Below are 5,334 nucleotides of genomic sequence, written 5' to 3' on the forward strand. Positions count from 1 at the left end.
TCAGACTTAAACTGAACCGCCGTATACCGAACGGTACGTACGGTGGTGTGAGAGGTCGGAGGCTAGGCGCCTCCTCCTACTCGATTTTATGCAACCATAGGGGCAGGTTAGTTGAAGAAGGATTATTGCTTATGGTTGCCGAATTGATTACATGAAACGATCAAGCTCCAGATGCAATGCGGGCATATTAACCTCAAAACGCCTAAGGTAAAAAACCAATTGAAATGAAAGAAGTGAAGGGTTTGATTAAATATAAATGTCTCCATCATGTAAGTCTTACTGTGACAGATTTGGAAAGAGCAAAAGAATTCTATGGTAAAACTTTATGTTTAAAAGAAATACAGCGTCCCGATTTTGATTTTCCAGGTGCCTGGTTTGAAATAGAGGGAAATCAACTTCACTTGATAGTCGATCCCTCTTCTCAGACGATTCGTAAGGATAAAAGCTTATCCAGCAGGGAAGGTCACTTTGCCCTTAGAGTCGAGAACTACCATGATACTCTTAAATGGTTAAAACAGAATGAAGTTGAAATCCTTGAAAAACCAGACGGAAAAAGTGGATTCGCACAAATTTTCTGTGCCGACCCAGATGGTAATTTGGTTGAACTTAATGTTAATCAAAAAGATCTATAAGTGGGCAAGGATAAAGGCTGCCATTGCTTGCTCTTTTCGTAGTAACGGGACAGTGTAGTTGAATAAGATTCTGGATTCATGGTATCCATCCTGCAATTTCTAAAACCGTCAAGACTATTTCAAAGACAATTAGAATCACAATGATCCATTCTACGAATAATCCCCTGATCGAATGGCTGATGTTAGAAAACCCATCCATAATGTTATATAAAATTTCGGTTTTACTTTTCAAGATTTTATACCGATCATTCAATTCAAAAAAATCCAGCATTCTGTCATAAAATTCGCCGGCAATGCTGCTTGTCCATGTAATATCGGGTTTATCCAGAATCATGATATACGCAAGGGTGTTGTACTCGTGACGTACGATTTTGGCTGTCGTTCTCGCTAGTTCCTTGTTGCCGATTCTCAGCTTTCCTTTCTCAAGTCGGTCTATCATGGTTTCGAGCTTGTCGTGGATTTTTCCGAGTTGTTCCTCAGTTTTTTCGAGTGCCACCGATTTTGCAAGAACAGTGGAAATTAATTCAGGGTAGAATAATTCAAATTTTGGCACCAATACATATTCGTCGGTAAACCTGATGTTTTCAGTTTCTCTGAAGTGAAGGTTGTAATCGTCCGTATATCTATCTACATGGACGAGATCAATATCCGGCTCGAAAGAATGGATAAAGGCTAAAAATTCCTTTATCTCATTCGCGTGTGCGTAATTAATGAAGACAATGCTGCCAAAGGAAAAAACCAGCACCTGTTGCGATTCATTCACATTTTTATTAAGGATGGAATTTAGAATATCGTCTTTAAGGATTAAAGGCTCTTCCCAGGTGAATTTTTTGGGAATGCCGCAATGAATGGCGATTTTGTTCAAATCAATTTCATTAGTGATTGCAAATGCTTTAAAGGTAATTGGCTCCATGTATATCACTCTCTTCAGCGAATTGGTCTTTTTCGATTTTATTCTATCTTTCCAAAAACATGCTTGAAGAATTCTTGAAGTATCCCTTTTGTGGAAATCATTCAGAATATATATATAGCATGCGTAAGAAAGTGAAATATACTTACATAAACCGTCTCAGAGAAACACAGTAATCGTCATACACGGAAATATAAAAAATATGGAGTCACTTCTATAGGTGACGGCTACCATCCTTGGGGAAGTCGTTCAAGAATTTATGAGGGCAATAACTTTAGCTTAGCGATTTTTCTTAATGAACCAACAGGTGCTTTAGACGAAGATCAGAGTTGTCTTTAAGGCAGCTTTTTTCCTATGGCATTAAAGGGTTAGGTAAGTAGGATAAGGTTATGATATTGTTGAGATAAAAGTATTAAAAGACTGTGCTTATTTATCCCCTATATTTATTCTAGTATAGAAAGATTGGAGAGAGAGACAATGGATTGGGTAGACATGATGGCACTTACTGGGATACTTTTTTATTTGATTCCAATAGCATTTATTGTTTGGTTTTTAATCAGCTTTCTAAAAACTCAAAAGGAAAGAAACAACTTACTTAGAGACATCTTATTAAAGCTAGATAAGAGGTGACGATATGGTAAGTGGTTCATTTGCTTAGCTTTATTAATGGGGAAGACGAGCTTAGCGAATTGAAAAACTCAAAAAGAAGGATAGATCATTCACCTGATCTATCCTTTGATTCTAGGATCATACTTATGATTGAACGATAACCAAAAGATAGTATCCAGCGGCCCACATAAAGGTGATGTTAATTAAAAATAAAGTTATAGTTTCTCTTTGCGAGCTTTTACAGAGCTCATAATGTAAAAACTGATGATCAACACCAAGATGGACAATGTATAGATAAGAGTATGTACCGGATCTTTATGATGGACAATAATGAGCCGTATCATTGCCGTTATGCCGATATAGAGAAAATATCGTATCGGAAAGTGATAATCCTCTTTGAAATATTTTACAATCATAGCTATGAATTCAAAATACAAAAAGAAAATTAAGATACGCTCTAATAATACCAATTCTATCCTTATTTCTGGATCAAAGAATGCTATTTTAATGAAATAAAGAATCTCCTTACCAAGTAACACACATAATGATAAAGCTAATAAAATCAAGGCGATATTCAAGACAAATTGAAGGATATCGGCTATATTTTGACTTTCCCATTTTTTCTTCTTTTTACTATGACTATGACTCATCGGCACTCCCCCGGATATCAAATTTTATGGTTCACGCTATAGTCATTAAATCTAGCACTTCCCTTGTTAGGCATCCCAGGCACTTATATCATCTATATAAGAACGTATCAAATGGAAAGCAATACACAGTACTTTATAATATTCGGCATTGCCTTATCATAGTAATCTGCGTTTTCAGATTACTTATATCCAGCTTGTTGTGCTTATCCGATAAATCACTTCATTTAATTCTTAAATATGCATGTTCAGTATTGTTAAATGAATCTATCGTTTGATATTCGGAACTATGCTCACTTGCTTATCCTCATTTAATACAGACAATTAATCCTTTTCTTATTCAACTTTTCCAATACCTAAACTTTGCAGTGCTTGTTTAACATTAGCCATTGAATGTATAGAAGATATGTTTATTCCAAGGTGAACGGCCAACTGAGCGAACTCTGGTTTTATTCCTGTGATAATGGTGCGAACACCGAGCAGTTCCAATACTGATTTAATTTTTAATAAATATGCAGTGACAAACTTATCAAAGTTATAAATTCCTGAAAAATCTATAATCAACCAATGAACATTCTGTTTTTGCATTTCTTTAGGGATAGTTTCTAATAATTGCTTGGCTCTGCCTGAATCAATAGAGCCGACTAGGGGGAGAACCGAAATTCCGTCATATACAGGTACAATAGGGGCTGACACTTTATTAATCTCTCTTTTATGATGTCTTTCTATTTCTTTTCGGGTAGATATATCTCTAATAGTGGTTTGTAGCGCTCTTTTGTTACCATATTGTACAGGAAGACAATATAGTTCTATATCCATTAATGTACCATCCAGCGTGTACATTTTTTCTTCCATTAACTCTCCTGGTACATTTTCAACCATAGATTTTTGTATGCTTTCTTTTATTAAAGGTTTGCTTTCTTTTCTATAACGATCTAATAAGCAAGAACCAATAATTTCTTCTTTGGTTCCTCTCATAATTTTAGTACCTGCTTCATTAATATATAAAATTTCATAGTCTGCGTGAATAACAATAGTTTCGACTGAATACTCGATGATTTCCTTATATAACATTTCTGGATGAGTTAGATAATGTTCATTAAAAACATCTTTTTTCATTATGATTTCACTCCCCTTATCACAAAGTGTAAATTAATTAATAAAATTCAACAAGCGATTGAATCATAGTTAATTATGATATACATGAAAATCCTAGGTGAAATTGCTTTCCTACCTGGCTTCCAATGAGACATATGAAGTTATCTTTGAAGCGGTAAACAAGATGGGAAGAATTTGAAACGATTCAATTGAAAATACGTATATATAATTATTCAATCAGTATAGGAAGAAGGATGAACATGTTTTATGGTTTACTAATAATGGGTGTAGCGTTATTTTTCTTAAGTATTTTTTTGTTTATTTCTATGTTTATTGAAAAAGAATTTACTTTTTTCGATACGTTGAAAGCTCTTTCTGCACTAATATTTGGCGGATTATTATTAGTTATAACTCTCCCAAGCCTAAAATATATGCTATTTAAAGAGTATGATGTTGTAAATGGAAGTTGCATCATCGAGATAAGTTCTTCTGGACGCTCCAGCGAAGCGTCATTTGAAATGCCTGATACGGATGAGCTATTTTATTTCGAGGATATTCCTGACCTGGATGCTTACGGAAGGGCAGTTCCCTACTATTGTAAGGTCACCGTAACAAAGGATCATGAGTTTGAAATAGGTTATAAGATTTATGACGCTAAATCAAGAGAACTTATACTAACAAGTGAGTAGCACATGTATACAGTTGATAAATAAAACAACTGTATTTTTCATTAAAACATCTAGTAGGAAGGTTGCTGTTCAAGTTGGAGGGGAGACATGAAAACTAAAAAGACAGTAGTGATTATAGCTTTCGGTCTAATATGTATAGCTATCTATAAATATCTATTACATAAGGATTTATGGGATGTAAACGAAGCATTATTAAAAGAAGGAGTGTTATCAATTGGGCATTCCGTTGAAACAATAAATTTAGTAGATGTAACACCGTTTGACTGGGATGTAGTATATTCCTTTGGACCATATACCCCGAAAGATCATATATATGAAACGGTAGGTTATAAATGGGATAATATTAGTGAAACAGTAAATGAAGGAATGAATCAAATTGTATTTTTGAACGATGGAAAAGTGGTCTGCTATTTATATGGTTATCCTGAGAATAATGGATATGGTATATCTTTTAAATCTGAGAATTATAAAGATGCTGGTGATATGCTTAATATTAAGGATGATTTAAATTTTCAAGTGGAAAGAAGCGACAGTGTCGTATATTTGAGGAACTAAGCAATGATATGGTTTTTTTAACTGCCAGGTGCGTTACTTCAAAATCAGGAGCTGATTAGCTTTTTTATGGAACTAAAAAGGGCATGATAATTAGGCGGTGTTTCGTAATGGGATTGTTTTTTGAAAAAAGAGAAAGTACTAAACCATTTATACTGATTAGATATGTAATGATAATAGCCCGGCCGCCACCGCGC

At 34.6% G+C, this 5,334-nt stretch carries 6 protein-coding genes; 3 read left to right on the plus strand and 3 right to left on the minus strand.

Going from position 1 to position 5,334, the window contains the following annotated elements; genetic code table 11:
* The first annotated feature begins 242 nt into the window (after positions 1 to 242).
* Entirely contained in the window at positions 243 to 632 is a 390-nt protein-coding gene (locus ACFWE9_RS25760; RefSeq protein ID WP_230162664.1) for a VOC family protein, read from the plus strand.
* A 76-nt stretch (positions 633 to 708) separates the two neighbouring features.
* Here ACFWE9_RS25760 and ACFWE9_RS25765 read toward each other — a convergent pair whose 3' ends face one another.
* From ACFWE9_RS25765 to ACFWE9_RS25775, 3 genes are all read right to left on the minus strand, one after another.
* Complete coding sequence (locus ACFWE9_RS25765; protein WP_377359486.1) at positions 709 to 1,545, minus strand: RMD1 family protein; 837 nt, start codon at positions 1,543 to 1,545, stop codon at positions 709 to 711.
* 821 nt (positions 1,546 to 2,366) lie between these two features.
* Complete coding sequence (gene psiE / locus ACFWE9_RS25770; RefSeq protein ID WP_377359488.1) at positions 2,367 to 2,801, minus strand: phosphate-starvation-inducible protein PsiE; 435 nt, start codon at positions 2,799 to 2,801, stop codon at positions 2,367 to 2,369.
* A 333-nt stretch (positions 2,802 to 3,134) separates the two neighbouring features.
* Positions 3,135 to 3,917: an STAS domain-containing protein gene (locus ACFWE9_RS25775; protein WP_377359491.1), complete on the minus strand. Its 783-nt coding sequence runs from the start codon at positions 3,915 to 3,917 to the stop codon at positions 3,135 to 3,137.
* Between the two features lie 239 nt (positions 3,918 to 4,156).
* On the opposite strand from ACFWE9_RS25775, the gene ACFWE9_RS25780 reads away from it, so the two are divergent.
* Together ACFWE9_RS25780 and ACFWE9_RS25785 are read left to right on the plus strand one after the other, a co-directional pair.
* Positions 4,157 to 4,585, plus strand: coding sequence for a hypothetical protein (locus tag ACFWE9_RS25780; RefSeq protein WP_230162671.1), 429 nt, complete (start codon positions 4,157 to 4,159; stop codon positions 4,583 to 4,585).
* An 87-nt stretch (positions 4,586 to 4,672) separates the two neighbouring features.
* On the plus strand, positions 4,673 to 5,140 hold the full coding sequence (locus tag ACFWE9_RS25785) for a hypothetical protein (RefSeq protein WP_377359493.1): 468 nt from the start codon (positions 4,673 to 4,675) through the stop codon (positions 5,138 to 5,140).
* Positions 5,141 to 5,334 lie beyond the last annotated feature (194 nt).

Origin of the sequence: Peribacillus sp. NPDC060253 (genome assembly GCF_042727425.1) — a bacterium.
Taxonomy (GTDB): domain Bacteria; phylum Bacillota; class Bacilli; order Bacillales; family DSM-1321; genus Peribacillus.